Annotated in this window: 25 protein-coding genes, 1 pseudogene and 1 riboswitch; of the genes and pseudogenes, 7 read left to right on the top strand and 19 right to left on the bottom strand. The window is 74.1% G+C overall.

Going from position 1 to position 23,500, the window contains the following annotated elements:
* The first annotated feature begins 77 nt into the window (after nucleotides 1–77).
* Both AB0I68_RS26350 and AB0I68_RS26345 read left to right on the top strand, forming a co-directional pair.
* Nucleotides 78–998: a zinc-binding dehydrogenase gene (locus AB0I68_RS26350; RefSeq protein ID WP_363179838.1), complete on the top strand. Its 921-nt coding sequence runs from the start codon at nucleotides 78–80 to the stop codon at nucleotides 996–998.
* A 48-nt stretch (nucleotides 999–1,046) separates the two neighbouring features.
* A complete protein-coding gene (locus AB0I68_RS26345; RefSeq protein WP_363179837.1) occupies nucleotides 1,047–1,481 on the top strand; it encodes a nuclear transport factor 2 family protein in 435 nt (144 codons plus the stop codon).
* A gap of 200 nt (nucleotides 1,482–1,681) precedes the next feature.
* Here the strand turns inward: AB0I68_RS26345 and AB0I68_RS26340 are convergent, their stop codons facing one another.
* The 12 genes and pseudogenes from AB0I68_RS26340 to AB0I68_RS26285 all read right to left on the bottom strand — a co-directional run bounded on the left by AB0I68_RS26340 (nucleotide 1,682) and on the right by AB0I68_RS26285 (nucleotide 9,881).
* Nucleotides 1,682–2,293, bottom strand: a complete 612-nt coding sequence (locus AB0I68_RS26340; RefSeq protein WP_363179836.1) for a hypothetical protein — start codon at nucleotides 2,291–2,293, stop codon at nucleotides 1,682–1,684.
* Nucleotides 2,290–2,667 carry a PadR family transcriptional regulator gene (locus tag AB0I68_RS26335; RefSeq protein ID WP_363179835.1) on the bottom strand — a complete coding sequence of 126 codons (378 nt, stop codon included), beginning with the start codon at nucleotides 2,665–2,667 and terminating at the stop codon, nucleotides 2,290–2,292. Before AB0I68_RS26335 ends, AB0I68_RS26340 begins: the two co-directional genes overlap by 4 nt.
* Nucleotides 2,668–2,911: 244 nt before the next feature.
* Nucleotides 2,912–3,502, bottom strand: coding sequence for a YetF domain-containing protein (locus tag AB0I68_RS26330; protein WP_363179834.1), 591 nt, complete (start codon nucleotides 3,500–3,502; stop codon nucleotides 2,912–2,914).
* A gap of 221 nt (nucleotides 3,503–3,723) precedes the next feature.
* Nucleotides 3,724–4,560 carry a serine protease gene (locus AB0I68_RS26325; protein ID WP_363179833.1) on the bottom strand — a complete coding sequence of 279 codons (837 nt, stop codon included), beginning with the start codon at nucleotides 4,558–4,560 and terminating at the stop codon, nucleotides 3,724–3,726.
* Between the two features lie 125 nt (nucleotides 4,561–4,685).
* On the bottom strand, nucleotides 4,686–5,441 hold the full coding sequence (locus AB0I68_RS26320) for a tyrosine-protein phosphatase (RefSeq protein WP_363179832.1): 756 nt from the start codon (nucleotides 5,439–5,441) through the stop codon (nucleotides 4,686–4,688).
* Nucleotides 5,442–5,490: 49 nt separating this feature from the next.
* Nucleotides 5,491–5,589 (bottom strand): annotated as a pseudogene (locus AB0I68_RS26315) (SAM-dependent methyltransferase); the annotation flags it as partial.
* A 70-nt stretch (nucleotides 5,590–5,659) separates the two neighbouring features.
* Entirely contained in the window at nucleotides 5,660–7,051 is a 1,392-nt protein-coding gene (locus AB0I68_RS26310) for an amidase (RefSeq protein ID WP_363179831.1), read from the bottom strand.
* Entirely contained in the window at nucleotides 7,038–7,247 is a 210-nt protein-coding gene (locus AB0I68_RS26305) for a hypothetical protein (protein WP_053923779.1), read from the bottom strand. Before AB0I68_RS26305 ends, AB0I68_RS26310 begins: the two co-directional genes overlap by 14 nt.
* 136 nt (nucleotides 7,248–7,383) lie before the next feature.
* A complete protein-coding gene (locus AB0I68_RS26300) occupies nucleotides 7,384–8,298 on the bottom strand; it encodes an MBL fold metallo-hydrolase (RefSeq protein ID WP_363179830.1) in 915 nt (304 codons plus the stop codon).
* The gene (locus AB0I68_RS26295; RefSeq protein WP_363179829.1) at nucleotides 8,295–8,429 is read right to left on the bottom strand and encodes a hypothetical protein; all 135 of its coding nucleotides are present in this window, start codon (nucleotides 8,427–8,429) and stop codon (nucleotides 8,295–8,297) included. Before AB0I68_RS26295 ends, AB0I68_RS26300 begins: the two co-directional genes overlap by 4 nt.
* An 83-nt stretch (nucleotides 8,430–8,512) precedes the next feature.
* Nucleotides 8,513–9,088 (bottom strand): TetR/AcrR family transcriptional regulator, encoded by a 576-nt coding sequence (locus tag AB0I68_RS26290; protein WP_363179828.1) that lies wholly within the window; start codon nucleotides 9,086–9,088, stop codon nucleotides 8,513–8,515.
* Between the two features lie 319 nt (nucleotides 9,089–9,407).
* Complete coding sequence (locus tag AB0I68_RS26285; protein ID WP_363179827.1) at nucleotides 9,408–9,881, bottom strand: MarR family transcriptional regulator; 474 nt, start codon at nucleotides 9,879–9,881, stop codon at nucleotides 9,408–9,410.
* Between the two features lie 88 nt (nucleotides 9,882–9,969).
* On the opposite strand from AB0I68_RS26285, the gene AB0I68_RS26280 reads away from it, so the two are divergent.
* Nucleotides 9,970–10,260, top strand: a complete 291-nt coding sequence (locus AB0I68_RS26280; protein WP_363179826.1) for a hypothetical protein — start codon at nucleotides 9,970–9,972, stop codon at nucleotides 10,258–10,260.
* Nucleotides 10,261–10,337: 77 nt separating this feature from the next.
* On the opposite strand, the gene tsaD is transcribed toward AB0I68_RS26280, so the two are convergent.
* The gene (gene tsaD, locus AB0I68_RS26275) at nucleotides 10,338–11,399 is read right to left on the bottom strand and encodes a tRNA (adenosine(37)-N6)-threonylcarbamoyltransferase complex transferase subunit TsaD (protein WP_363179876.1); all 1,062 of its coding nucleotides are present in this window, start codon (nucleotides 11,397–11,399) and stop codon (nucleotides 10,338–10,340) included.
* Between the two features lie 46 nt (nucleotides 11,400–11,445).
* Nucleotides 11,446–12,486 (bottom strand): phosphatidylinositol-specific phospholipase C domain-containing protein, encoded by a 1,041-nt coding sequence (locus AB0I68_RS26270; protein WP_363179825.1) that lies wholly within the window; start codon nucleotides 12,484–12,486, stop codon nucleotides 11,446–11,448.
* Between the two features lie 199 nt (nucleotides 12,487–12,685).
* Here AB0I68_RS26270 and AB0I68_RS26265 point away from each other — a divergent pair, with 199 nt between their 5' ends.
* Nucleotides 12,686–13,759: a trypsin-like peptidase domain-containing protein gene (locus tag AB0I68_RS26265; RefSeq protein WP_363179824.1), complete on the top strand. Its 1,074-nt coding sequence runs from the start codon at nucleotides 12,686–12,688 to the stop codon at nucleotides 13,757–13,759.
* A 103-nt stretch (nucleotides 13,760–13,862) separates the two neighbouring features.
* Here the strand turns inward: AB0I68_RS26265 and AB0I68_RS26260 are convergent, their stop codons facing one another.
* Entirely contained in the window at nucleotides 13,863–15,269 is a 1,407-nt protein-coding gene (locus tag AB0I68_RS26260) for an FAD-dependent monooxygenase (protein ID WP_363179823.1), read from the bottom strand.
* Between the two features lie 110 nt (nucleotides 15,270–15,379).
* Nucleotides 15,380–16,312: an oxidoreductase gene (locus tag AB0I68_RS26255; protein ID WP_363179822.1), complete on the bottom strand. Its 933-nt coding sequence runs from the start codon at nucleotides 16,310–16,312 to the stop codon at nucleotides 15,380–15,382.
* A gap of 169 nt (nucleotides 16,313–16,481) precedes the next feature.
* Between AB0I68_RS26255 and cbiE the strand changes: the two genes are divergently transcribed.
* From cbiE to AB0I68_RS26240, 3 genes are read left to right on the top strand one after another with little or no spacing between them, the layout of a single operon-like run.
* Entirely contained in the window at nucleotides 16,482–17,777 is a 1,296-nt protein-coding gene (gene cbiE, locus AB0I68_RS26250) for a precorrin-6y C5,15-methyltransferase (decarboxylating) subunit CbiE (RefSeq protein ID WP_363179821.1), read from the top strand.
* Nucleotides 17,774–18,523, top strand: coding sequence for a precorrin-4 C(11)-methyltransferase (cobM, locus tag AB0I68_RS26245; RefSeq protein WP_363179820.1), 750 nt, complete (start codon nucleotides 17,774–17,776; stop codon nucleotides 18,521–18,523). Before cbiE ends, cobM begins: the two co-directional genes overlap by 4 nt.
* Nucleotides 18,513–19,271: a cobalt-precorrin-6A reductase gene (locus tag AB0I68_RS26240; protein WP_363179819.1), complete on the top strand. Its 759-nt coding sequence runs from the start codon at nucleotides 18,513–18,515 to the stop codon at nucleotides 19,269–19,271. The genes cobM and AB0I68_RS26240 overlap by 11 nt, the downstream gene beginning before the upstream one ends.
* Nucleotides 19,272–19,368: 97 nt before the next feature.
* Here the strand turns inward: AB0I68_RS26240 and AB0I68_RS26235 are convergent, their stop codons facing one another.
* The 3 genes from AB0I68_RS26235 to cobG are packed head-to-tail and all read right to left on the bottom strand — an operon-like array spanning nucleotide 19,369 to nucleotide 22,831.
* A complete protein-coding gene (locus tag AB0I68_RS26235; RefSeq protein ID WP_363179818.1) occupies nucleotides 19,369–20,856 on the bottom strand; it encodes a precorrin-2 C(20)-methyltransferase in 1,488 nt (495 codons plus the stop codon).
* Nucleotides 20,853–21,500, bottom strand: a complete 648-nt coding sequence (locus tag AB0I68_RS26230; RefSeq protein ID WP_363179817.1) for a precorrin-8X methylmutase — start codon at nucleotides 21,498–21,500, stop codon at nucleotides 20,853–20,855. Before AB0I68_RS26230 ends, AB0I68_RS26235 begins: the two co-directional genes overlap by 4 nt.
* On the bottom strand, nucleotides 21,497–22,831 hold the full coding sequence (gene cobG, locus AB0I68_RS26225) for a precorrin-3B synthase (RefSeq protein WP_363179816.1): 1,335 nt from the start codon (nucleotides 22,829–22,831) through the stop codon (nucleotides 21,497–21,499). Before cobG ends, AB0I68_RS26230 begins: the two co-directional genes overlap by 4 nt.
* Nucleotides 22,832–23,404: 573 nt before the next feature.
* A riboswitch (cobalamin riboswitch) is annotated at nucleotides 23,405–23,483 on the top strand.
* Nucleotides 23,484–23,500 lie beyond the last annotated feature (17 nt).

Below are 23,500 nucleotides of genomic sequence, written 5' to 3'. Positions count from 1 at the left end.
ACCACCCCGCCCGGTCAGATGGTCCCAGACGCCACACCAGGGCGTGACCCCAGAAGCCCGCCGAGGAGATGACAACGATGAAAGCCCTCATACCGACCGGGGATCCCGCCGAGCCGGTCGTGTTCGCCGACGTCCCCGAGCCGACACCGCGTCCCAACGAGGCGCTGGTGAAGGTCGAGGCGTTCTCGGTCAACCGGGGTGAGACGTTCAAGCTGGAAAGACCCGCCCCTGGTGAGCGCCCCGGCAAGGACATCGCGGGGCTGGTGGTGCAGCCGGCCGCCGACGGCAGCGGACCGGCCGGGATCACGCGGGTCGTCGGCCACCCCATGGCGGGCGGCTGGGCGGAGTACGTGGCGGTGCCGACCGACGCGCTCGCGGTGCTGCCGGACGCCGTCTGCGCACGCGCAGGCGCGGCGCTGCCGCTGGCCGGGCTCACCGCGTTGCGGCTGCTGCGGGCCGCGGGGCCGGTGCTGGGACGGCGCGTCCTGCTGACCGGTGCGTCCGGAGGCGTGGGCCACTACGTCACCGAGCTCGCGGCCGCCGCCGGGGGCGAGGTCACCGCCGTGACCCGGAACACCGAACGCGGCACCCGGCTCGCCGAACTCGGCGCTGCCGACATCGTCCACGACGTCGCCGACGCCCGCGGCCCCTACGACATCGTGCTGGAGTCGACCGGCGGCCCGGCCCTCCCCCTCGCTCTGGCGCGGCTCGCCAAGCGCGGCACGCTCATCTGGTTCGGGCAGGCCAGCCGTACCCCCGCGACGCTCGATTTCTTCGACTTCTTCACCGGTCCCGAGTCGGCCGTCATCCGCCACTTCCACTACCTCGACGCCGGCACCCGCCTCGACGAGGACCTGGCGGCGCTCGTCCGGCTGACCGCGGAAGGCCGCCTGCACCCGGAGATCGGCCGTGTCGCGGGCTGGGCCGACACCGCGACCACTCTCACTGACCTGCGCGAGCGCCGCATCCGCGGCAAGGCCGTCCTCACCCTGTCCTGAATCACATCCGAACGACCGGGAAACAACAACCACCGAAGGAGCACGACCATGACCGGCACCGACCCCAGGACCGTCGTCATCCGCTACGTCGAGGCCGTCCGCGACGGCGACGCCGACGTCATCCACGACAGCTTCGCTGAGGACGCGACCTGGCACTACCCGGGCGACCTGCCCATCTCCAAGGTGTGGCACGACCGCGACGCGATCATCAACGACTTCCTCGGCGGCATGGGACCGATCCTCGTCCCCGGCAGCTTGGAGGTCGAACTGGTCAGCACGATCGCCGAAGGCGACCGCGTGGTCGCCGAATGGACCTCCAGGGCCAAGACCGTCCACGGCGGCACCTACGACAACCGCTGCATCGGCATCTACACCGTCCGCCACGGAAAGATCGCCTCCGTCATCGAATACGCCGACACCCAGCACGTGGCCGCGACCCTCTTCCCGGACCTCGACACCCGCCGGCCCGCCGGCGCCGAGTGAGCCACACCCGGCCGAACGAACACAAGGGCCACAGGGCGGTTCCTGCCGTCGAGCCGCGCCACGTACCTCCTGCCGGTGACGGGAAGCAGCACATCGACAGGCAGGGCCCCTTGCTCCGGAACGACGTGTACCCAGGGCACGATGTGCACCGCCATGCTCCCTCCAGTGATCCAAGGCGTCCACCGCCGTCGCTGTCGGTGCTATGCCCCGGCCAGGGCTGTGGTGTTGCGGATGCGGGCGGCCGCGCGGGCGAGGCGCAGCGCTGCTGCCGCGGGGAGGCAGAACGCCGCCGCGTACGCGGTGAGCACCGTGAGGGGGGTCAGGCCGCCGGTCGCGAGGGAGAGGACGGCGGCGACGGCGGGGGTGGCCAGCACGGGCGAGAGCAGCAGCAGTGTTGCCCGGCGCTTCTCCTTGCGGATCCACTGGGCCGACTTCCACACCCGCACCAGGGCGAAGACCGCGGCGGCCAGGGCCAGGACGGGGCCCACCGCCGGGACCAGGGTCAGCGGCCAGGACAGGGCGACGAGGCCGAGGGTGACGGCGGTGCGGGCGGGGCTCTCCGCCTCGGGGCGGGGGGTGCCTTCCTCGGCGAGCGCGGCGTCGGCCACCGTCTCCGGCCGTCCGAGCCGGTCCAGGATCTGCCGTACTACCGCCTCCTGATCCGCGGCGTCGCTCTGCGCCAGGGCCACGTCGATGTGCTCGCGCAGGTCGGCGAGCAGTTCGCCGCGGGTGGCCTCCGGGAGCGCGGCGGTGCGCTGGGCGACGGCAGCAAGGTAGGCGCGTACCAGCGGCTGGTCATGGTCAACGTTCACGGCTGCTCTCCAGGGTTGAGGAAGTGGTCGACGGCCATGCGGAAGTCGGGCCAGAGCGCGGCGAATTCGTCCAGGGCGCGGCGGCCGGCGTCGGTGAGCGTGTAGTACCTGCGCGAGGGGCCGCTCGCCGATTCCTGGAGGTAGGTGGCGGCGAGGCCGGTGCGGCGAAGGCGGGACAGCAGGGGGTAGATCGTGCCCTGGCTGGTCGCCATCACCTGGACCTCGGCGAGCTGTTGGAGCAGTTCCACTCCGTAGCGCGGGCCGTCGCGGAGCAGCGCGAGGACGCAGTACTCCAGCACCCCCCTGCGCAACTGGCTCGCCACGGGGCCGTCCGCGCCTTCCGCGCCGTCCGAGCTTGTCTCACCAGGTACCATGCAATACAAGGTAACACCTCAACGCGGCGCCACGGCCGCCGCGGGGACGGGCGGGGTCGCGCAGGGCGCTGGTGCGGGCGTTGCGTTGGCGCCATAGTGGGAGGCCCGCGCATCGGTGGAGGCGGGCCGTCGGGAGGTCGGGATCAGCTACGACCTCGGCTGGGAGGACTACTCCGAGCAGGAAGGGCTGCGGGGAGAGTTCCGGTATCTCGCCGTGGCCGTCCGGGGCGGGTGAGCCGGCGGGTCAGGGGTTGCGAGCCGCCAGGGCGTCGAGTTTGCGTTCCAGGGTGGCGATGGCGGCCTTCAGTGCGGCGATGTCCGCCTTGTCCGCCGACTGTTCCGGCTCGGCCAGTTGAACCACCAGGGTGCCGCCCGGTTCGAGGGTGACCTCCGTGGTTTCCGTGACGTCGTCGCCGCCCTGGTGGCGGACCGCCGCGTCGAGGTCGGCGCGGCGCAGGCCGTAGTGGCGGATCACGCGGGTGAGCCAGTGGCCGTCACGGGCCAGGAGGGTGGGGGAGCCCTCCAGCAGGCGGCCCAGCCGTTCGTAGCGGGCCGCCGCCCGGACCACCACGGTGTTCACCGCGAGCAGTACGGCGGCCCCGAAGGCCGCTCCGACGACCGAGTCGTCCGGGCCGATCACGGCGTTCTGCACGACGTTGGCCAGCAGCAGCATGACGACCAGGTCGAAGGTGCTGAGCTGCGCCAGCTGGCGCTTGCCGACGATCCGGAGCAGCACGAGGATCAGCGCGTACACCGCGATGGTGCGGAGCGCCTTCTCCAGGTAGGGGATGTCGTTGTGCAGGAAGGGCGTGAGGACACCGTGGACCGGTTGCATCGGGTCCACGCTGGCACACGGCCCGGGCGGCCGGGGCCATCGACCCGCCGGATCCCGGCCGTCCCCGCTGCACGAGGACCTCGGCCGCGCTCGGGCCGCTCTCCTCGCCCCGGTCGCCGGCCGGGTCCGGATCGGGGCTGCGGCCGACTGTGGTGGGGCCGGTCTTCCCCGGTCGCGTGGGTGGTGGCCGCCGGCCCCGCGGGGCGGGCGGCCACCCGTGCCTACGGCTTCGGCAGGACGCAGCCCGGGCGGTTCAGGTCGATCTTGCTGCCCGCGCCGATGCAGGGGACGATGATGTACGTCTCCTGGGCGTAGTTGATGCCCTGACGGACGGTGACGTTGCCGCTCTCGTCCACCTCACACGGGTTGTTGTCCGTGCAGCGCTCGCCGTCCTCGTTGCCCGTGTTGTTGACGGCGACGACCTTGCCCGTCGTCGTGTCGATCACCGGGGAGCCCGAGGTGCCGCCGATGGTGTTGCAGGACGAGGTGTAGCGGACCGAGTCCTTCCAGGTCCACTCACCTTCCTTGAGGCGGTACGCGAACCCGTCCACGTTGCAGCTGTAGGTCCGCTTCCAGTACCCCGACACGACCTTGATCTCCGAGCCCTGCACCGGACGGGCGTCGTTGAGGGTGAGCGCGCTGATGCCGTACTGGCTCTGGATCTGCGCGTAGGTCTTGGTGAGCTGGTAGATCGAGATGTCCGTGTCGGTCATCGTCGCGTACGCGATCTTGCTGGCCCGCAGCGTCGCGACGCGCGAGCCCGACGCACCCAGCAGGCTGAACGAGCGGTTGGACGGCTGGTCCTTGACGACCTCGCCGGGTGCCGGGAAGCCGGTCTCCACGCAGTGCCCGTTGGAGAGGACGAGCGCGGGGTCGGTCGGCTGGGAGCCGGGGGCGCGGACGACGGAGCCGGAGCAGTTGCTGAGTGCGACCGTCCCCGCGAAGTTCACGGTGACGGCCGCCGCGGCCTTGTCCTGGGGTACGGAGGCGACGGCCGGAGCTGCCGCCGCTCCTATCAGGAGCAGCGAGAGCAGGGCGCCGGCGAGAGGCTTGTTCATGTGGGGGTTCCCCTCTGGTGACGATGCAACCGAAGATCCTCCGGTTGTCATGCGCATTGTTGAGATACCCGCCTCAACTGGCAAGCCCGCAAGCCTGGTTGACGGACGCCACCTTCCGGCCATGATCAGCGCAGCAGGCGCTCCCGCAGCCGCGCCGCCGTCGCGGGCGTGATCTCGACGCGGGTGGCCAGATAGTCGGCCACGGAGCCATAGCGCGTGGTCAGGTCGGCGAAGACGAGGGACAGGATCGTCGCCGGGGCGCGGCCGTACGCGGGCCAGCGCATCGTGCGGCCCGGGTTGGCCGCGTGCCAGTCGGCCGTGAGGCGGGCGGTGGCCAGCTCGGTGAGCGCGAAATCGGCCAGGATCTCCTCCTCGGACACATCGAGCAGGGTCAGGACGAATGCGGCGATCAGGCCGGTGCGGTCCTTGCCCGAGGTGCAGTGGAACACCGTCGGTCCGGCATCGGCGGCGATGAGCTCGATGGCCTGACGGATCTCCAGGACGCCGTCCTCGGTCACCTCGGCGAACCGGTCGGCCAGGTACCGCCAGGGGTCGATGTCGGGGTCGATCGCGGCCTGGTCGTACGGTCGGTGCTCGATGCTCAGGTTGGCGTACGTGAACCGCTCGGCCTGCGGGATCCGGCCCTTGGCCTCGATCTCCCAGGGGTAGCGCAAGTCGATGACGGTCCGTATGCCCAGCCCGAGGAAGCGGTCCCAGTCTGCGCCCGCGAGCTTGCCGAGGGAATCGGAGCGGTAGAGCGTGCCCCAGGCGACGGAGCGGCCGTCGGCGGAGCGGTAGCCGCCCAGGTCGCGGAAGTTGTGCAGGCGCTCGAAGCCGATGTGGCGGCGGTGCGTGTGCGGGTCGGCGTGCGGGGCGGTCAACTGGGGCTCCTCGGGGTGCGGTTGTCACCCCAGGATGCCCCAGCGGGCGTCAGCGCTTGCGCGCGAGCGTGAGGCCGTCCGCGACCGGGAGCATCACCGGCTCGACCCGCTCGTCGGCGCGCACGTGCGCGTTGAACTCCCGGATCGCCAGGCCGCTCCCCCGAGCAGCACCCCGCTGCAGGCCGTGGGCGTGCAGGACCCGATCGGCGAACGCTCTTTCAGGCCGCTGTGGCGAGTGCCCGGGCGGGCTGCGTCTGCTCGTAGGCGTGGCCGACCCGCAGGAGCGTGGGCTCACCGAGGGGCCGGCCGAGCAGCTGCATGCCGATGGGCATGCCCGCCGCGTCATGGCCGACCGGAACGGTCAGGGCGGGCACTCCGGTGATGTTGGCGGGGGCGGAGAGGCGCACGTACGCGTCGGAGACGCTCTCGGTCGTGCCGTCGGGCCAGGTGACCGTCTCCTCGTCGGCCCCGACCGCGGGCATCGGGACGCTCGGGGCGGCGATCAGGTCGACCTCCTCCAGCATCCGGGCCCACTCGGCGCGCATGAGCGTGCGGGAGCGCTGAGCGCGCATGTAGTCACCGGCGCTCATCAACTCGCTTGCCTCCAGGAGGATGCGGACGTCCTCCTGGTACAGCTCGGGGACCGTGCGCAGGCTGCCTTCGTGGTAGGCGCCGGCCTCCGGGACCATCAGGCCCCACTGGGTGGCCTGGATGTAGCGGGTCATCGGGATGTCGACCTCGACGAGCTGTGCGCCCAGGGCTTCCAGCTGCCCGATGGCGTGCCGGACGGCGGTCGCCACCTGCGGGTGGACGTTGTCGAAGTAGTAGGTGCGCGGCAGGCCGATGCGCAGCCCCGTCAGGTCCGTGCCGGCACCGGGCCGGTAGTCCGAGGCGGGCACGGACAGCGAGGCGGGGTCGCGCGGATCGTGTCCGGCCAGCGCGGTCAGGACCAGGGCCGCGTCCTCGACGGTGCGGGTGACCGGACCGACGTGGTCCAGCGACCAGGACAGGGAGGTGACGCCGTGACGGGGGACGAGACCGTAGGTCGGCTTGAGGCCGACGACCCCGTTGAGCGCGGCGGGCACCCGGATCGACCCGCCGGTGTCGGTACCCAGGGCGAAGGTCGCGGTGCCCGACGCGACGGCGACCGCGGAGCCACCGCTGGAGCCACCGGCGACCCGGCCGCGGTCCCAGGCGTTGCGGGTCTGCGGGGTGGTCAGGCCGAAGGCGAATTCGTGGGTGTGCGTCTTGCCGAGCAGGACCGCGCCGGCTGCGCTCAGACGCGCGGCGACCGTGCTGTCCGCTGTCGCGCGATGGCCGGCGCGGACCCGCGAGCTGGCCGTGGTGGCCATCCCGCTGACATCGATCAGGTCCTTGAGCCCCATCGGGATGCCGTGCAGGGGCCCCCGGTAACGGCCCTGCGCCGCTTCGTGTTCGGCTTCGCCCGCCGCCCGGCGCGCCTGCTCCGCGGCGACCCTGACGTAGGCGCCGAGGTGCGGCTCCACCTTCTCGAGGCGGTCGAGGACGGAGTCGACCAGTTCGACGGGGGACAGTCGCCGGGCACGTATCGCGTCCGCGGCGGCGGCGAGGGACAGCTCATACGGCTGCATCGTGCTTCTCCTCTCCGGCGCGGTAGGCGGCGGCGGGCGGGACGTCCGCGAAGTCCAGCTCGCGCAGGACCGCGACGACGCTGTGGATGTGGTTGGCGACCGCGGCGACCGCGGCGTGGCGCTCGGCGGGCAGCACCAGTCCGGCGCGGGCGGCCCAGCGGGCGGCCTCCGGAGGTGTGAGTTCGACGGCGGACATGGATGTTCTCCCTCTCGGTCAAGGCTGGAGCGGTGGTAGCCGAGGCACTAAAGGCCAAGAATTCGCTTTATGTACTGCACACGCCAGGGCTGCTCGGCGGCCCGTGCGGGGCGGCTGAGCGGGGCCGGTCGCGTGGTCAGGCCGCGGTGGCCGGGATCTCGCTGCCGTGCTCGGCGAGCAGCCGGTAGCGGCCGTTCTCCCGGCGGACGGTGCCGGCCGTGGGCTGCGGGAAGTGGGTGCCCAGGAGCAGCGCGTCGGTGTCCGCCAGGGCGTCGAGCAGTCGGCGGCGTGTGCGGACCGCCTGGGCGGGGTCGATGTCGACGCAGCTGTTCACGTGGGGGTGGGACAGCTGCACGGGATGGTGGATGCTGTCGCCGGTGATCAGCGCCCGGCGGTCGCTGCCGCGCAGTTCCACGGCGACCTGCCCCGGGGTGTGGCCCGGGGCAGGGACCAGGAGGACGCCCGGCGCCACCTCGCGCCCCTGTTCGGGCACGTCCACGAGGTCGTACTGTCCGGCGTCGCGGACGGGAGTGACGGAGTCGCGGAACATCTGGCGTCGGGCCTCGTCCAGGTCGGTGGCGGCCCAGTGGTCCCATTCGGTGCGGCTGGTGAGGTAGCGGGCGCCCGGGAAGGTGGGGACCCAGTCCTCGCCGACGGGGCGGGTGTTCCAGCCGACGTGGTCGGTGTGCAGGTGCGTGGTGATCACCAGGTCCACGGACTCGGGCGGGAAGCCGGCCGCCGCCAGCCGCTCCAGGAAATCAGTGTCGAGACCGTTCCAGGCCGGGTTGGCGCGGCTCTTGCCGTTGCCGATACCGGTGTCCACGACGATCCGCAGCCCGCCCGCCTCCACCGCGAAACTGTGGCTCGCCAGGCGCGGGACGTCGGCGTCGGCGAAGTCGGGCCGCAGCCACGACGCCTCGTCCAGCACCTCCTTGGTGGCGTCCGGCAGCAACCAGGGCCCGGTCGGCCGCGGCAGTTCGATCTCGTCGACGCGGCGTACGGCGATGTCGCCGAGGCTCCATCGGGCCTGACGAGGGGTGGCGGTGCTCATCGGTGGGTCCCTTTCGGTGCGCTGGAGGCGGCCGGCACACCGACCAGGGTCGAGGCGTGGAGCCGGAAGGCGCCGCGGTGGCCCAGTACGGGCAGGCGGCGGTGGGACGGCAGGGCTGTGACGCTGGACATGGAAGCACCTCCGAGCCTTAAGGCGAATGCTTTGCATTAAGCAGCCTAGGCCCGCGCGTCACTGGAACGCAAATATTTAGCTTTTACGCGCCGGGAGGGGACGCGGTGCGACCGAGCGCCGCCACCAGGCGGCCGGCGTACGCCTCGGACAGGTCCGAGGGGCGGAACAGGATCCGATACATCAGCGGGGCGACAACGACGTCCAGCAGCGTCTCCACGTCCGGCACGGCCTCCCCGCGCCCGGCCGCGCGCACGCCGATGGCCTTCAGCTGCTCGGCGGCGTAGTCGGAGCAGCGTGCCGCGTTGCCCTGCTCGGGGTCGCCGAGCAGGGCGTCACGGATGTACGTGCGCCCGGCCGTCGAGGACATCTCCTCGGCGAACTGCACGGCCCACGCCTCCAGGTCCGCCTGCAGGCTGCCTCGATCGGCCGGCGGGGCGTCCGGGCGCAGCCGCTCGACGGCCACGTCGGACAGCAGCTCCCGCAGGTCCCCCCAGCGCCGGTAGACGGTGGACGGTGTGACCCCCGCTCGGGCCGCGACCAGGGGCACGGTCAGCGCATCCCGCCCCACCTCCGCCTCCAGATCGCGGACGGCCTGGTGCACGGACTGCTGGACGCGGGCGCTGCGCCCGCCGGGGCGTGTGGTCGCACGGGCACTCATGGGGACAGCCTAACGCGAAGAAGTTGCGTCTGGCCGGCCCTGCCAGGCGAGCATCTCCGACAACGCCGGCGGCGCCCGTCCACTCTCCCGCATTACCACCGCCAACCCTCGCGTGACCAAGGCGTGGGCCGATACCGGTTGCCTCACGAAAGCCATCGACCACGGAGGCGACGGTATCGGCGCGCTGCCCCCTACAACCGGCCTTCTTGCGCCACTACCGCGGCTTGCTTCACATGGGAAGAAGGTCCGGGAAGAGGTGGCCCGGGTGCGGGGAGAGGCCGAGCGGGTCGAGGTCGCCCTCGACGCCGCGGAGCCCGCATCAGCGCGAACGGTCCGCCTCGCCCTGAGCGAGCGACTGCGTCAGGCGTTCCAGGCGCATGGCGAAGGCGGCGGCCTCACCCGACGGCCACGTCGCCATCTCCTGCGCCACGAAGGATTCCATTGCCCCGCGCAACGCCGTGACCGTCCTCTCGCCCTCAACGGTGAGGACCAGCCTGGTCGCACGGGCGTCAGCAGGGTCGGGACGGCGGGCGACCAGCCCGGCCTCCTGCAACCTGGTCGCGTAGCGGGTGGTGACGGTGCGGTCCATCCCGATCGCCTCGGCGAGCTTGGTGGCGGTGACGGGCCCCACGCGGGCGAGCCCGGACAGCACTGGGTAGGTCGTGGCGTCCACGCCCTCCACCCCGGAGGTCAACCGGCCGTAGAGCCCGGCACGGGTGGCGCGCAGGGTCAGCGCCCCGATGGCTGCGGCCACGCGGGCGGCGGACGTGCTGTCACGTGTCGTTTCACTCACCCCTCGATAGTACGTGCAAAGAGCACGGAGTCCTGCTACCGTAATCTGCGTGCAGAAAGCACGTACATCAGGCACGCAAAGGATAGTCATGTCGCATTCGCCTTCGCACCAGCACCAGCCCGCCGTGCGCCCGGAAGATGTCCTGCCCGAGGGCGTCGACTCGACCGCGATCAACGGGCTGACCGTCCGCAAGGGGTCGGTGGCCGCATTCGTCGCCAACGCCCTACGACTGGACGACCTCACCGAGGGCACTCCCGAGTACGCAGCCCTCGTCGCGCAGATGCGGGAACTCGCTCCCGCCCTGCGCACCATCGGCCTCCTCGACGTCTTCCGGCCTCGCTCCCCGGCAGTGGAGCGGATCCTTGCCGAGGCCGCGTAATCGCGCTACGGCAACGCCACCCGCCAGGCCGCGCGGTACCGGGCCGCGCGGGTGCTGGTGGCCGAGTGACCCGTCCGTCAGCCGGCCGGGTGGAGCGCCGCGTACTCCAGCGGCGCGGACGGGTCGATCGTGAGCTCGTACGGGGCGGGCTCCGCGCCCGAGCGGACCAGCAGGTCGCCGATCGCCGCGATCATCGCCCCGTTGTCCGTGCACAACGTCATGGGCGGCACCCGCAGTTCGATGCCCGCCGAGGCGCAGCGCCGCTCCGCCAGCGCCCGGACGCGCGAGTTGGCCGCCACTCCGCCGACCACCACCAGCGTCTTCACGTCGTACGCCGTGCAGGCCGCGACCGCCTTGCGGGTCAGCACGTCGGCCACCGCCTCCTGGAGCGAGGCCGCGCCGTCGGCCACCGGCAGCTGCTCCCCGCGCTGCCGATGGCCCTCGGCCCAGCGGGCGGCGGCCGTCTTCAGCCCGGAGAAGGAGAAGGAGTACGCGTACGGGTCCTCCGTGCGCGGCCCGCCGCTCAGCGGGCGCGGGAACGGCACGGCCTTCGGGTTCCCGCCCCGCGCGGCGCGGTCGATGGCCGGCCCGCCGGGGTACGGCAGGCCGAACACCCGGGCCACCTTGTCGAAGCACTCCCCGGCCGCATCGTCCAGGGTGTCCCCGAGGTGCAGGATCGGCTCCCGTACGAGGTCCCGTACGAGCAGCAGCGAGGTGTGCCCGCCGGAGACGACCAGCACCACGCACGGCTCGGGCAGCGGCCCGTGCTCCAGGGTGTCGGCGGCGACGTGCCCGGCCAGGTGGTGGACCCCGTACAGCGGTACGCCCAGCGCGTACGCGAGGGTCTTGGCCCCGGCCAGTCCGACCTGGAGTGCGCCGGAGAGGCCGGGGCCGGTGGTGACGGCGACCGCGTCGAGCTGGTCGGCGCGCAGTCCGGCCTGGTCGAGGGCCTGGCGGACCACCGGGTTGAAGGCGTGCAGATGGGCGCGGGCCGCGATCTCGGGGACGACCCCGCCGAAGCGGGCGTGCTCGTCCATGCTCGACGCGACGACGTGCGCGAGGAGGCGGCCGCCCCGGACGATGCCCGCGCCCGTCTCGTCGCAGGACGACTCGATGCCGAGCACCACCGGAGACCCCACCACGACACCGACACCCCGCCCTTATTGCGAATAGTTCGCAATAAGGTTACCGGCCGCGCGGGACGACCGTCGCCAGCACCGACGGCAGCGGGTACCAGTCGGCCGACGCGATGGACGCGTGGTGCGCGGCCATCAGGCCGACCCGGTCCCGGGCCTGGGCCTCGGTCGGGTGCACTCCGTCGATGGCGGGCGCCACGTTGTGGGCGTCGGTGGCGATCAGCAGGTAGTGGTTGCGGTCGTACCAGGCGGTGTCGATGGAGCCGTCCGCGTACGCGCTCGCGTCCCCGTCGAAGACCACGAACCAGGGGCGCAGCGAGGCGTCGGCGTACCGGGCGCGCGGATCGCCGGCCTCGGCCCGGTGCACGGCGGGGAAGGCGGCGGCCTGGCCGAGCCGGCCCGCGGCGGCGAGGGAGCGCAGGTACTGGGCGTACTCCCGGTCGGTCCACAGGGTGTCGCCGGCGTTTCCCTCCTCCAGCGTGCCGGGGATCAGCTCCACCAGGAACTTCCCGGCCATCGCGGCGCGGCTCGGCCAGGCGCCGGCCCGGGCGGCGGCGTCCAGGTCGGGGTGGCCGGCGGCGAGCTGGCCGGGGCGGTAGACGGCGTCGCCGAGCTTCGAGGCCAGCAGCGCGTCGAGGTCGGCCGGGCCGCGCCCGAGGTTGGCGGCGAAGCCGTCCTTGAGCTCCAGCTTGAGGACGATCGGGCGGTGGCCGGGGTGGGCGTCGTGCCAGCTGCGGATGTCGGAGAGGCAGCCGGCGAGGTTCTGGTTGCGGGACTTGGTGCGCAGCTGGGCGGGGCTGGTGGCGTTCTCGCAGTTGCTGTCGCTGCCGAAGGGGTTGTCGTGGGAGACCCGCCAGGAGCTGCCGAAGAAGTTGGTCCACACGTCGAGTTCCAGCATCGCGGCGCCCGAGTCGAGGGCGTCCGCGAAGTACGGGTACTTGGCCTTCTCGTACGCGTTGTGCACGCCGACGCCGGTCGATCCCGCGTAGGGGAGGTCCGCGGCGGCCCCCGCCGGGGCCGTGCCCAGTACGAGGGCCAGGGCCGCCAGCCCCGCCGTCACCGCACCCGCCATCCGGTTCCGCAATCTCATGCTTTCGGCTCCTGTCCGCCCTGTCGATGGGTCCACATTTCAACTCGCGTGGAGGGTAGGCGAGTTGAGTGACAAGCGGAAGGACGGCGGGTGACGGGCGTCCTGCTGTGAGGACGGACACGTTCCGATTCCGGAACTGTCGTCGTCATGCCGTCCGTCGAACATGGAGCCGATCGGGATCTTCGGGCGGGAGTGCCACATGTTCACCAAGGTTCACGGGCGGGCCGTACGGGTCCCCCTGCTCGTCGGCCTGTGCTGTGCGGCGCTGGTCGGGGGTGCCGGGTACCTGTGGGAACTGCGCGGCATCGCGGCGTACGCGGCCGACGGGGATCCCGCGGAGGGGAGCTACGTACAGGACCCCGAGCCGGCCGACCGCGCGGCGGCGGCCGTGCTCGACGGCCTGGCGCGGGAGGCTCCGGCGCCGGGGGTTCCGGTACAGGAGGTTCCGGTACAGGAGGCTCCGGTACAGGAGGCTCCGGTACAGGAGGCCCCGGCGCCGGAACCTGCCCCGCCGGGCCCGGCCGCGCAGGGCACGGGCGGCCCCCCGGCCGGCGTGCACTGGCGGTCGGGCGGCTGGCAGCCCTCCGACCCGCTGGTCGCGCGGCCCGCCGCGGCCGAGGCCGCGATCGGGGCGCTGTTCTCACCCGGCGACGACGGGGACTCCGGCCACCACTGCTCGGCCAGCGTGGTCCACTCCCCCGGCGGCGACCTCATCGCCACCGCCGCCCACTGCGTGTACCGCGGCAGCCTCGGCTTCCGCACCAACCTCGCCTTCGCCCCGGGCTACCGGGACGGTGAGGCCCCGTACGGGATCTGGGTGCCCACCCGGATCGACGTGGACCCCCGGTGGGCCGAGGACCAGGACCCCGACTACGACGTGGCCTTCCTCCGGATGCGCCGGCCCGGCCGTCCCGGCGAGCGGCTGGAGGACGCCACCGGGGCCCAGACGATCCGGTTCCGGCCCGAACTGCCCGCACCGGCCCGGGTCGTGGGCTATCCGAACGACACCGAGCACCCGGTGGAGTGCTTCAACACCGCCCGCGCCGCGGGGCCCGCGCAGCTGCGGCTGGATTGCGCGGACGTACCCGACGGCACGAGCGGTGGTCCGGTGCTGACCGACGCGCACACCCTGATCGGGGTGGTCGGCGGCCGCGACGGGGGCGGGGACGAGGAGACCTCGTACAGCAGCCGGTTCGGCGAGGCGATCCGCGGCGTGTACGAGCGGGCCGTGGCCGCCGGCGGGACCCGGCTCGACCCTGCTGGACCGGGCTGACCCGGCGGACCGGGCCGGACCCGCGGGACCCGGCGGACCGGTCCGGACCCCGCCGGGGCCGGGGGCCGGACCCGCCGGGGCCGGGCCGGACCCCCGCCGCCCCCTACGAGCCGGAGTCCGGCGGGGCGTGGTGGTGGGGCGGGTAGGCGGCGGTGTCCGGAGCGGTCGGCAGGCGCCACTTGCTCAGGACCCGGATCACCGTGCCGGGGCTCAGCAGGGTGTTCGGCGAAGCCGACAGCGACAGCACCCCGAAGAAGGAGCGGGAGATCTCCGGATCGGCGTTGGCACCCACGATCACCCGGGACATGTAGGCCTGCAGGACCTTGGTCGCCTGGTCGGGCGGCGGCCCCTCGGTCTCCGGGTACCGCATGTCCTCGCTGGTGGCGATCTGCCAGGCCACGTCGGCGGCGGTGGCCGTACGCCGCTGGATCCGCCGGGCGGCCGCGGCGATCTCCCGGGGCGCGAGGCCCCGGACGGCGTCGGCGAGCGCGTCCGCCGCGAGGGCGGCCACCGTCATCCCGCGCCCGTACACGGGGTTGAACCGGCAGGCGGCGTCGCCGAGGACGACGAATCCGGCCGGCCAGCGGTCGAGCCGCTCGTAGTGGCGCCATTCGTTCGCGGTGCTCCGGAAGCCCGTCGGCGAGGAGAGCGGCTTGGCGTCGCGGAGGGCGTCGTACAGGGCCGGGGTGCGCAGGCTCCGGGTGTACTCGAGGAACTCCTCGTCCCCGGTCGGCGGGGCGTGTTCGCCGTTGCCGATCAGGGTCGCCAGCCAGCGGCCGTCGTCGAGGGGCACCAGCACTCCCCCGCGCGGGCTGTCGGGGCGGCCCTGGACGTACATGCCCTGCCAGCGGCGCGACGGATCCGGCGGGATCTCGTAGTAGCGGCTGGAGTAGCCGAGACGGGAGTCGTAGCGGGTGGTCGCCGGGGCCGGGTGGCCGAGGGCGGCGAGCCAGGCCGGGGCCCGGGAGGTCCGCCCGGTCGCGTCGACCACGAAGCGGGCGGGCAGCGGCCCGCCCTCGCGCAGCCGTACGCCGGCGGCGGAGCGGCCGTCCGGTCCGGCGACGAGCCCGGTCGCCGTCGATCCGGAGCGGATGCGGATGCGCTCGTCCCGCAGTACTTCCCTGCGGACCGTCCAGTCGATCAGCTCCCGGCTGCCCACCAGGATCCGGGAGCCCGGAACCTGGTGGAACCAGTCGGCCGGGCTCAGCCACAGGAAGTCCCGCGGCGACTCCATCAGGGCCGCCCCGCCCGCCAGCAGCTCCCGGGTGACGCCGGGCAGCAGCCCCTCCATCACTTCCAGGCCCCGCGACCACAGCACGTGCACGTGCCGGGACTGCGGCACACCGGGCCGGAAGGCCGGTCCGGCGTCCGGCAGTTCGTCCCGCTCCACCACGGTCACGCGCGCGAACCGCTGGGCGAGTGCCCGCGCCGCCAGCAGCCCCGCCAGGCCTGCGCCGAGGACCACCGCGTGATCGTGGGCTTCGGGGTGGTTGTCCGTGTCGTCGTCCATGGCGCCGAGCCTCCCGCGGCGGACGCGCCCCGGATCAGGTCCCGCCCGGGGCGCCCTGAGGCACCCGGGGGCGGACGGGCTCACGGGCGGGGCGCCCGGACCGGACCCGCTCAGCGCGCGAGGGGTGCGTACGAGACGGAGGTGAGCTTCTCCGAGGCCGCCCAGAGCCGTTCGCCGGAGGTGTCGTCCAGGGTCCACTTCGCCCGCCGGGAGTGGACGGGCGCCCCGCGCCAGCCGAGCCGCGGCCCGAAGAACGCATCGGGCCGCACCCCCGGCGCGGTGGCCGCGTACAGCGTGGGCAGCGCCCCGGAGGCCGCGGACTGGGCGAGGACGGCGGCGCCGAGCCCCATCAGCCGGGACATGGGCCGGTGGCCCTCCTGCCGCGACGCTCCGGCGTGCAGGTTGGTCGAGGCGTAGCCGGGGTGCGCGGCCGCCGCGACGATCCCGGAGCCGGCGGCCTCGAGCCGCCGGGCCAGTTCGTGGGTGAAGAGGAGGTTGGCGGTCTTGGAACGGCCGTAAGCGATCCAGCGCCGGTAGCGTTGCTCGCCGTTCAGGTCGTCGAGGTCGACGTCGCCGAGCGCGTGGAAGCCGCTGGAGACGGTCACGATCCGGGCCCCCGGGTCCGCGGCCAGCAGCCGCGGCAGAAGCAGTCCGGTCAGGGCGAAGTGGCCGAGGTGGTTGACCCCGAACTGGGTCTCGAACCCGTCGGCGGTCCGCCCGTACGGCAGGGCCATCACGCCCGCGTTGTTCACCAGAAGGTCGAGGGACCGGCGGCGCCGTCCGTACGCCTGCGCGAACTCCCGTACGGAGCCCAGGTCGGCCAGGTCCAGCGGCTCGAACTCCACTTCGGCGCCCGGGACTTCGGCGCGCAGCCGCACCACCGCGGCCCGGCCGCGCGCTGCGCTGCGGCAGGCCAGCACCACGTCCGCGCCGCGCCGGGCGAGCTCCCGGGCGGCCACGTAGCCGATACCGCTGTTGGCGCCCGTGACGACGGCGGTCCGGCCGCTCTGGTCGGGGATGTTCTCGGCGTTCCAGCCAGGCATGTGAGCTCCCTCGCGACGGTGGGGTGGCACGGTGGGGTTTGCACGGTGGGTTCGGTGGGGTTACCGAGGGTAGACCTCGGCCTCCGCGGGGGTGGAGCCGGGGGCCGGTCCCCCGGCCAGTAGGCTGCGGGTCCGCCCGCTTCCCTTCCCGTTCCCGAGGTACCGCGCCGTGAGCTCCGCACCGCCCCCCGTACCTGTGTCGGTCGTCGGCCTCGGCGCCGACGGCTGGGCCGGGCTCACCGCCGCCGCGCGCACCGCGCTGACCGGGGCCGAGGTGCTGATCGGCGGACCGCGGCAGCTGGACCTGCTGCCGTCCGGTGAGTGCGCCGGCGAGCGGGTGGCCTGGCCGAGCCCGCTGCGGCCTGCCGTGCCGAAGCTGATGGCCGAGCACGCGGGCCGCCGGATCGCGGTGCTCGCCAGCGGCGACCCCATGTTCTACGGGATCGGCCGGGCCCTGGCGCAGGAGCTCGGGCCGGAGGCCCTGCGGGTCCACCCGCACCCCTCCTCGGTGTCGTACGCCTGCGCCCGCCTGGGCTGGCCGGTGGAGGACACCGAGGTGGTCACGGTGGTCGGCCGCCCGGTGGCCCGGCTCGCGGCCGCGCTGTACGAGGGGCGGCGGGTGCTGGTGCTCAGCGCCGGAGCGGAGACCCCGGACGAGATCGCCGCTCTGCTTCGAGAGCGGGGCTTCGGCCCGAGCCGGATGCGGGTGCTGGAGCAGCTCGGCTCCGAGCGCGAGGACACGTACGAGGGACGGGCCGACGGCTGGGACCACGCGCCCGGCGACCCCCTCAACGTGGTGGCCGTGGACTGCCGTCGGGACGCGGAGAGCGAGGTCCCGCGGCTCGGCGCGACCCCCGGCCTGCCCGACGCCGCGTACGAGCACGACGGCCAGCTCACCAAGCGCCACGTCCGGGCCGCGACCCTGTGCGCCCTCGCCCCCGCCCCCGGCGAGCTGCTGTGGGACATCGGCGGCGGATCCGGCTCCATCGGCATCGAGTGGATGCGGACGCACCCCTCGTGCCGGGCGGTGGCCGTGGAGCGCATCCCCGAGCGGGCGGCCCGCATCACCCGCAACGCGGCGGCGCTCGGCGTCCCGGGGCTGCGCGTGGTCACCGGCGCCGCTCCCGAGGCCCTCGCCGGACTCCCCGCCCCCGACGCGGTGTTCATCGGCGGCGGGCTGACCGCGCCGGGCCTGCTGGACGCGGCCTGGGCGGCCCTGGCCCCGGGCGGCCGGCTGGTGGTCAACACCGTGACCCTGGAGTCGGAGGCGGTCCTCACCGAGCGCTACCGGCGCCACGGCGGCGACCTGGTCAAGCTCGCCGTCGCGCACGCGGTGCCGGTCGGCGGTTTCACTGGCTGGCGGCAGGCGATGCCGGTCACCCAGTGGTCCGTGACCAAGCCCTGGCCGCGGACACAGGACTTCACCGAAGCGACCGCAGAGAACGAAAAGGATCAGACGACATGACCGTGTACTTCATCGGTGCGGGCCCCGGCGCCGCCGACCTGATCACGGTGCGCGGTGCCCGGACGCTGGCCGCCGCCCCGGTCTGCCTGTACGCGGGCAGCCTGGTCCCGCGCGAACTGCTGGCCGAGTGCCCGCCGGACGCCCGCCTGGTCGACACCTCGCAGTTGAACCTCGACGAGATCATCGCCGAGTGCGTACGGGCCCACGCGGCGGGCGAGGACGTGGCGCGGCTCCACTCTGGCGACCCGTCGATCTTCAGCGCGGTCGCGGAGCAGATGCGCCGGCTCGACGCGGCCGGCATCCCGTACGAGGTGGTGCCCGGCGTCCCGGCGTTCGCGGCGGCGGCGGCCGCGCTGAAGCGGGAGCTGACGGTCCCCACCGTCGGCCAGACCGTGATCCTGACCCGGATCGCCCAGCAGGCCACCCCGATGCCGCCCGGCGAGGACCTGGCCACGCTCGGCCGCAGCGGCGCGCTGCTGGTCCTGCACCTGGCCACGCGTTACGTGGACCGGGTCGTCGGTGAACTGCTGCCGCACTACGGGGCCGAGTGCCCGGTGGCGGTGGTGGCGATGGCCAGCCGCCCCGACGAGCTGATCCTGCGCGGCACGCTGGCGGACATCGCCGCCCAGGTGAAGGGGGCGGGCCTGGTCCGCACCGCGGTCATCGTGGTGGGCCGTACGCTCGGCGCCGAGCAGTTCCGCGACAGCCACCTGTACTCGCCCGAGCGCGACCGGCATGTCTGCTGACGGGGCTCGGCCCCATGTCCTGATCCTGGGCGGCACGACGGAGGCCCGCCGCCTCGCGGAGGCGCTGGCCGGGGATCCCGCGTACCGGGTGACGACGTCCCTCGCCGGCCGGGTCGCGGCGCCCGTGCTCCCGCCGGGCGAGACCCGGATCGGCGGCTTCGGCGGCCCCGAAGGCCTCGCGGCCTGGATCACCGCCCACCGGGTCACGCACCTGGCCGACGCCACCCACCCGTTCGCGGAGCGGATGAGCTTCAACGCGGCCGAGGCGGCCGCGCTGACGGGCGTCCCGCTGGTCGCGCTGCGCCGCCCGGGGTGGAGCCCCGGCCCCGGGGACGACTGGCGTTTCGCCGGCTCCCTCGCCGAGGCGGCCGCGCTGCTGCCGGATCTCGGCGGCCGGGCCTTCCTGACCACCGGCCGGATGGGCCTGCACGCGTTCGCGCACCTGGCCGACACCTGGTTCCTGGTGCGCTCGGTGGACCCTCCGGCCGCACCGGTGCCGCCGCGCCTCGAAGTCCTGCTCGCCCGCGGCCCGTTCACCCTGGACGACGAGCGGGAGCTGCTCGCGCGGCACCGGGTCGACGTCCTGGTGACCAAGGACAGCGGCGGCTCCGCCACCGCCCCCAAACTCACCGCGGCCCGCGAGGCCGGCATCCCGGTCCTGGTCGTCCGCCGGCCCCCGGTCCCGGCAGGCGTCCCGGAGGCGGGTTCGGTGCGGGCCGCCCTCGACCGGCTCCGCGCCGCGGACTGACCCGTCCGGCGCACGGCCGGGACGCGCATGACGACGCCGGGGCCCGGAACGGTCAACGACCGTCCCGGACCCCGGCGTTCGCGCGCTCAGCCGGTGCTCACGCGTAGCGGCGCGGGGTCCAGGTGACCCGGGAGCCGTCCGGCCGCTCCGTGACCTGGGTCTGCGATGACCCGATCAGCAGGATCGTACGCATGTCCACCTCGGACGGCTCCAGTTCGCCGAGCGGGAGGATGCGCACCGACTGCTCCGGACCGCCCACGTCCCGCGCGACGACCACCGGGGTCTGCGGTGAACGCAGCTCCAGCAGCAGTTCCTTGGCCTGGGCGACCTGCCAGGTCCGGCTGCGCGAGCCCGGGTTGTACAGGGCGAGCACCAGGTCCGCCGCGGCGGCGGCACGCAGCCGCTCCGCGATGACCTCCCAGGGCTTGAGCCGGTCCGACAGGGAGATCGTGGCGTAGTCGTGGCCGAGCGGGGCCCCGGCCGCGGCGGCTGCCGCGTTGGCGGCGGTCACCCCCGGCAGGACCCGTACCGGCACGTCCTTGTACTCCGGCTGCCCGGCGACCTCCAGGACGGCGGTGGCCATGGCGAAGACGCCCGGGTCGCCGCCGGAGACCACGGCCACCCGCTTGCCGCGGCGGGCGAGGTCGAGCGCGAACTCGGCGCGCTCCGACTCGACCTTGTTGTCGGAGCCGTGCCGGATCTGGCCCGGCTTCACGGGTACGCGGTCCAGGTACGTGGTGTACCCGACGAGCACCTCGGCGTCGGCCAGCGCCCGCCGGGTCTCGGGCGTGAGCCAGAGCGGCCCGGCCGGCCCGGTGCCGACCACGGCGACCTCGCCGGGCCCGGACGGCACGCTGCCCGGGTTGCCGATGCGGCTGGGCACGACGGCGACGGCGAAGTACGGGACGCTCTCGGGGTCGGTGTCCGCCAGGACGCCGGTCCGTTCGCCCTCCATCGTCGCGCGCTCGACGTAACGCGCCTCTGCGAGGCGGCCGCTGCCCTCCATCGCCCGCCGCACGGCGGGGAAGGTACGGCCGAGCTTCATCACGACCGCCGAGTCGGTGGCGGCGAGGCGGGCGGTGAGCTCCTCCTCCGGCAGGGTGCCGGGCAGGATCGTCAGCACCTCCTCGCCCTCGACGAGCGGGGTGCCGAGCCGGGCGGCGGCGGCGCTCACCGAGGTCACACCGGGGATCACCTCCGCCTCGTACCGGTCGGCGAGCCGCTTGTGCATGTGCATGTACGAGCCGTAGAAGAGCGGGTCTCCCTCGGCGAGCACGGCGACGGTCCGGCCGGCGTCCAGGTGCGCGGCCAGCCGGGCGGCGGAGGCCTCGTAGAACTCCTCCATCGCCCCCTGGTAGCCGCCGGGGTGGTCGGTGGTCTCGGTGGTGACCGGGTAGACCAGCGGCTCCTCGATGTGGTCCGCGCGCAGGTGCCCGGCGGCGATCGAGCGGGCGATGGAGCGGCCGTGGCGGGCGCTGTGGTACGCGACGACGTGCGCCTCGGCGATCACCTCGACGGCCCGCAGGGTCATCAGGGAGGGGTCGCCGGGTCCGAGCCCGACGCCGTACAGCTTTCCGGTGCTCATTCTTCCTCGCTCGCGATCGCGTTGACGGCGGCGGCCGCGATGGCGCTGCCGCCGCGCCGGCCGCGCACGATCAGGTGGTCGAGCCCGCAGGCGTGGGCGGCGAGCGCGTCCTTGGACTCGGCGGCGCCGATGAAGCCGACCGGGACTCCGATGACGGCGGCCGGGCGCGGGGCGCCCTCCTCGATCATCTCCAGCAGCCGGAACAGCGCGGTCGGCGCGTTGCCGACGGCGATCACGGAGCCCTCCAGCAGGCCGCGGTCGCGCCAGACTTCGAGGGCGGCGGCGCTGCGCGTGGTGCCCATCTTCGCGGCGAGGGCCGGCACGGCCGGGTCGGAGAGCGTGCAGATCACCTCGTTGTCGGCGGGCAGCCGCTTGCGGGTGACGCCGCTGGCGACCATCTGCACGTCGCAGAGGATCGGCGCGCCCGCGGTCAGGGCGGCACGCGCGCGCAGCACGACGTCCGGGGTGTAGCCGAGGTCCTGGGGCAGGTCGGTCATTCCGCAGGCGTGAATCATGCGCACCGCGACCTGGGCGACGGAGGCGGGCAGCCCGGAAAGGTCCGCCTCGGCGCGGATCGTGGCAAAGGACTGGCGGTAGATCGCCGCGCCGTCCTTCTCGTACTCGAACACTGTGTACTCGCTCATTTCTTCGCTGCGTCGTGGGAGGTGGTGCGGCGTGCGTCCGCGAGGGACGCGGGAAGTTCGGAGGTCCGCAGACCGCGGCGCGGGGTACGGCCCGCCACGGAGAGGTCGTACCCCGCCGGGGTGGCGACCACGTCCACCCACGCGGTGCCGCGGGGGTGTCCGCACCGGCGTTCGCACCCGGACCAGTGCACGGGCACGGGGCATCCCCTGCTCGAAGGGCTCGGGGAGGGGCCGGTCGGCGCCTGCGTGACGACGGCCCGCGCGTCGGCGCGTACGTCCGCGAGGGATTTGGCACAACCGGGGCGCCCGGTGCAGGCGGTGACGGACCGCCACGGGTCGTCGGGGGCGGTGACCAGTCCGGCGTCCGCGAGGCCGGCGAGGGCGCCGTCGGCGGCGAGCGCGGGCAGGCCGGGGACGACGATCCCGCGCCAGGGGGTCAGGCGGATGCGGCCCGTGAGGCCGGCGAGCCGGCGCCACTGGGCGGTGGTCAGGCGGCCCAGCGGCGCGAGCACGCTGAGCGCGGCGGTGCCGTCGGGGCCCTCGACCACGCCGGGCTCGGGGGCCGGGCAGTGGGGGGCGTTCTCCCGTACGACGGAGGCCTCGATGCCGGCGGCGGCCAGCCGTGCGGCCAACTCGGCGGAGTTCAGGGCCTGTTCGGCGGGGAGCTCGGCAACCCGCCAGGCCCGGGTTCCGGCTTCCCGTACCGCGTCGAGGAAGTACACGGCGGCTTCGAGGGCGGCCCGGGGCGCGTCGGCCGCGGCCACGAGCACGGCGTCCGCCGGGTCGGCCGTCCAGAGCACGGCCCGGTCGGCGTCCCGGGCGCCAAGGTTCACGTCCGCGGCGAGCGAGGTCACGTCGCCGCGGCCGTCGTCGAGGGCGAACAGGAAGCGTCCGGACAGCCCGGTCGCGGGCGCGCTCGCGCACAGCAGCCGGTCCAGCTCCGCGACCCAGGGCGCCACGTCGGGCAGACCGCGCCGGTCCAGACCGGTCAGCGGCGAGGCGACGATGTTGCGGACCCGCTCGTGGGCGGGCGCGGGCAGCAGTCCGGCGCGGACGAGCACGGTCTGCAGTTCGCCGCCGCAGCTCGCACCGAGCCCGCGCAGTTGCGCGTTGCCGCGCGAGGTGAGGTCGATGTGCCCGTCGCCGAGCCGGTCCGCGGCATCCGCCAGCAGCCGGGCCGCGCCCTCGTCGAGCATCCCGCCGGGTATCCGGACCCGGGCCAGGAACCCGTCGTCCGCAGCGTGCAGCCGCAGCGCACCGGGGCAGGCGTCACCGCGATCGCGTATGACGGGTTCGTCCCGCGATGCGGCGGAGGGGGGCTGGGGCGGCATGGCGGCGAGCATACCCACGATTGCCCCGCCCCGACCTGTGGCCGTCACCACCCCGCCGCTTCGGGCCCGACCTGGCCGGACACCGCCCCAGGGGCAGCACGGGGCCCGCGCGCCTGCTCCGGCTGCCACGGCCGGTGAGTTGACCACCCGCCGCCGAGTACGCCCTGCCGGTGCCCCAAGCCTCGGCGACGCGCCGACGCGCCGGCGCAGCGAAACGACGCGGGGCGTAAAGTCGCACCCCGCCCAACGAGGCGGCCCAGGCCCGGGCATCACCCGCGCGACGAGGCGGCCCAAGCCTCGGGACCACGCCCGCATCACAGCAGCCCGGCGCCCCGCGCGACGAGGCGGCCCAAGGCCCGGGTATCACCCGCGCAGCGGCCGGTCCGGCGGCGGCGCAGGGCGGGCATCCGCGCGCCGTGCAGCGGGTCGGCGCGCGCCCGCGCGACGCGGGCGCAGTGCGCCGGCCGTGCGCCCGGCCCACCGCCACCCCCACTCCCGGCCAGGGAGAACGCCGCCTAAGATGACCACCGGCGGAGCCAGATGGCCCCGCCATCGCCGAGGACGGCGACATGGGAGGAAGCCCGGTGCGATTCCGGCGCGGTCCCGCCACTGTGAACCCTGCGGAGCAATCCGCCGGGTAAGTCAGGAACTCCCGCTGTCCTCACTGCC

This window comes from Streptomyces sp. NPDC050448 (assembly GCF_040655295.1).
In the GTDB taxonomy this organism is placed as follows: domain Bacteria; phylum Actinomycetota; class Actinomycetes; order Streptomycetales; family Streptomycetaceae; genus Streptomyces.
The sequence above is the reverse complement of the archived record's forward strand: the minus strand, read 5'-3'. Positions and strand labels throughout refer to the sequence as shown.